1 pseudogene is annotated in these 244 nt (G+C 75.4%); it reads left to right on the top strand.

Annotated features, from left to right (window positions below):
* Positions 1 to 244, top strand: a pseudogene (locus tag R0J87_RS23670) (hypothetical protein); the annotation flags it as partial.

The following is a 244-nucleotide window of genomic DNA, read 5'->3' as shown; positions in this document are numbered from 1 at the left end:
CTGGACGAACTGCGCGCCGGCAAGCGCGCGCTCGAACCGGCCGCGGTCGATGCCATGCTCGGCTCGGTCGACGTGCTGCGCGCCCTGCTGCGCGAGGCCGAACACGGCCAGGCCGCCGACCCGGCCGCCGTGCAGGCGGTGCTGGCACGGTTGAACGCGGTGCTGTCCGGCCAGGCCGCCGCCCCGGTGGCCGCCGCCGCGGCGAAGGAAGAAGAACCGGAAGCCTGGCACATCGGCTTCACCC

It is taken from the genome of Halomonas sp. SIMBA_159 (genome assembly GCF_046536035.1).
GTDB lineage: Bacteria > Pseudomonadota > Gammaproteobacteria > Pseudomonadales > Halomonadaceae > Vreelandella > Vreelandella venusta_A.
This window is presented reverse-complemented; position numbering and strand designations above follow the sequence as displayed.